A 3,489-nucleotide genomic window follows, 5' to 3' on the forward strand; every position below is an offset into this window, starting at 1 on the left:
GTAATGAAATGGTTGGCAGCGACCTACTCTCCCACGACCTCTCGGTCGCAGTACCATCGGCGCTGGAGAGCTTAACTTCCGAGTTCGAGATGGAATCGGGTGGACCCTCTCCGCTCTAGCCACCAACCACACTGTTTAGACAGTGTCTTTAGAATGGTAAACGCTTTATGTTTTGCGTGTTCTGCACAGAACAAGACCGCGACGCCCTGGAGCACTTCAGATGACTCGTGTCCGCATCCTTTGATGCGCTTTAAAAAAGAAGCAAGTGGTTAAGCCTCCCGGTCGATTAGTACGAGTCTGCTACACACGTTACCGTGCTTCCACATCTCGCCTATCCACGTCGTCGTCTTCGACGGACCTTAAGTCAGGTTAACCCTGAAGGGAGAACTAATCTTGAGGGGGGCTTCCCGCTTAGATGCTTTCAGCGGTTATCCTGTCCGTACGTAGCTACCCGGCAATGCGGCTGGCGCCACAACCGGTATACCAGCGGTACGTCCACCCCGGTCCTCTCGTACTAGGGGCAGTTCCTCTCAATTCTCCTTCGCCCACGACAGATAGGGACCGAACTGTCTCACGACGTTCTGAACCCAGCTCGCGTACCACTTTAATTGGCGAACAGCCAAACCCTTGGGACCTACTCCAGCCCCAGGATGTGATGAGCCGACATCGAGGTGCCAAACCTCCCCGTCGATGTGAACTCTTGGGGGAGATAAGCCTGTTATCCCCGGAGTACCTTTTATCCGTTGAGCGATGGCCCTTCCATGCGGGACCACCGGATCACTAAAGCCTGCTTTCGCACCTGCTCGACCTGTTTGTCTCGCAGTCAAGCCCGCTTATGCTTTTGCACTCTTCGGCTGGTTTCCAATCAGCCTGAGCGGACCTTTGCGCGCCTCCGTTACACTTTGGGAGGCGACCGCCCCAGTCAAACTGCCCACCAGACAGTGTCCCTCATCCCGATAAGGGATGCAGGTTAGATACCCAGACGCACCAGGGTGGTATTTCAAGGGTGACTCCACCGATGCTGGCGCACCGACTTCTCAGTCTCCCACCTATCCTACACAGATGCGTCCGAGTACCAATGCCAAGTTGCAGTAAAGGTTCACGGGGTCTTTCCGTCTTGTCGCGGGTAAACGGCATCTTCACCGCTAATTCGATTTCACTGAGTCCCTGGTTGAGACAGTGGGGAAGTCGTTACGCCATTCGTGCAGGACGGAACTTACCCGCCAAGGAATTTCGCTACCTTAGGACCGTTATAGTTACGGCCGCCGTTTACCGGGGCTTCGGTTCGCAGCTTCGCTTTACAGCTAACCACTCCCCTTAACCTTCCGGCACCGGGCAGGCGTCAGACCCTATACGTCATCTTCACGATTTCGCAGAGTCCTGTGTTTTTGATAAACAGTCGCTACCCCCTATTCTCTGCAACCCCTTCCAGCTCCAAGCGCAAGGCTCTTCACTTTAACGGGGCACACCTTCTCCCGAAGTTACGGTGTCAATTTGCCGAGTTCCTTAACCAGGGTTATCTCAACGCCTTAGAATGCTCTTCTCGCCTACCTGTGTCGGTTTTGGTACGGGCTCTTTATACACTCCGGTGCGAAACTTTTCTTGGAAGCTGCGCATCGATCCGTTGACTTGAGTCCCCAAAATGGGGGGACTCTCCACTTTCCCTCTCAGCGTTTGAATGGTCAGACGTTTGTGGTGCGAACACCTCCTATCTGACCCGCCTACCGGGTTGTACCGGACATCCATCAGTCCGGCGGACCTAGCGTTCTCCGTCCTTCCTCACCATCACCATGTTACAAAGAGGTACAGGAATGTTTGCCTGTTTTCCATCGACTACGCCTCTCGGCCTCGTCTTAGGTCCCGACTAACCCTGGGAGGATGAACCTGGCCCAGGAATCCTTAGGCTTTCGGCGGACGGGATTCTCACCCGTCTTGTCGTTACTCACGTCAGCATACGCTCTTCCAAAACCTCCAGCGCTCCTCGCGGTGCACCTTCAACGGCGATTGGAATGCTCCCCTACCACTCTGCACTTAAGTGCAGAATCCGCAGCTTCGGTAGACAGTTTAAGCCCCGTTGTATTTTCGGCGCAGATTCACTTGACCAGTGAGCTATTACGCTTTCTTTCAAGGGTGGCTGCTTCTAAGCCAACCTCCTGGTTGTCTGTGTGCTTCCACATCCTTTACCACTTAACTGTCATTTAGGGACCTTAGCTGGCGGTCTGGGTTGTTTCCCTCTCGTCTACGGACCTTATCACCCGCAGACTGACTCCCGGGATAACACATAACGGCATTCGGAGTTTGATTGGGGTTGGTAACCGGGTTAGGCCCCTAGCCCATTCAGTGCTCTACCTCCGTCAGTGATATCTCCCGAGGCTATACCTAAATATATTTCGGGGAGAACCAGCTATCTCCGAGTTTGATTGGCCTTTCACCCCTACCCACAGCTCATCCCCTGATTTTTCAACATCAGTGGGTTCGGTCCTTCATCCCGTTTTACCGGAACTTCAACCTGGCCATGGGTAGCTCACTCGGTTTCGGGTCTACACCACGCAACTATATCGCCCTATTCAGACTCGGTTTCCCTGCGGCTGCGTCTATTCGACTTAACCTTGCTGCGTAGCATAACTCGCTGACTCATTATGCAAAAGGCACGCGGTCACCCTGGCCAAGGCCATAGGGCTCCCACTGCTTGTAGGCATACGGTTTCAGGTTCTATTTCACTCCCCTTAAAGGGGTTCTTTTCACCTTTCCCTTACGGTACTGGTTCGCTATCGGTCGTCTGCGTATATTTAGCCTTGGATGATGGTCCACCCAGATTCCGGCAGGATTTCTCGTGTCCCACCGTACTCGGGAACTCTCTAAGCGAGCTGAATTGATTTCGTCTACGGGACCATTACCCTCTACGGTGACCCTTTCCAAGGTCTTCGACTATCGATTCAGTTTCTTACTCGCCGCACTCCTTACAGAGAGTGCAAAGAGAGCCCCACAACCCCGACCATGCAACGGCTGTAACCTTACACACAGTCGGTTTAGGCTCTACCCCGTTCGCTCGCCGCTACTAGGGGTATCTCAATTGATTTCTCTTCCTGCGGGTACTTAGATGTTTCAGTTCCCCGCGTTCGCTTCCTTCCGCCTATGTGTTCAGCGGAGGATGACTGACTTTTGGTCAGCCGGGTTTCCCCATTCGGAAATCCACGGATCAAGGCCTGTTTGGCGGCTCCCCGTGGCTTATCGCAGCCTTCTACGTCCTTCATCGCTAGCAGACGCCCAGGCATCCACCGTACGCCCTTTGTCGCTTAACCACCGCATCGTCTACAACCCGAATCCTCAAGCTAATGAGGTTCAGATCATCGACGATGCTGCTTTTGCTTTCTAAGGCGCATCAGTTTAGCGGCCACGCTCTTACCTGAAATGCTCCAGGTCGGCGCGGTCTGCCTGTGCAATATTTCAAACGGGTCTCCCCGTCGAAACATTACGCTTGTATCTCAA

General features: G+C 53.7%; 2 rRNA genes. Both read right to left on the minus strand.

Annotated features, from left to right (window positions below):
• Positions 1-10: 10 nt before the first annotated feature.
• Positions 11-127, minus strand: a 5S ribosomal RNA gene (rrf, locus tag EA187_RS20095).
• Positions 128-265: 138 nt separating this feature from the next.
• Positions 266-3,302: ribosomal RNA gene (locus EA187_RS20100) — 23S ribosomal RNA — on the minus strand.
• Between the last annotated feature and the right edge of the window lie 187 nt (positions 3,303-3,489).

Origin of the sequence: Lujinxingia sediminis, assembly GCF_004005565.1 — a bacterium.
GTDB classification, from domain to species: domain Bacteria; phylum Myxococcota_A; class Bradymonadia; order Bradymonadales; family Bradymonadaceae; genus Lujinxingia; species Lujinxingia sediminis.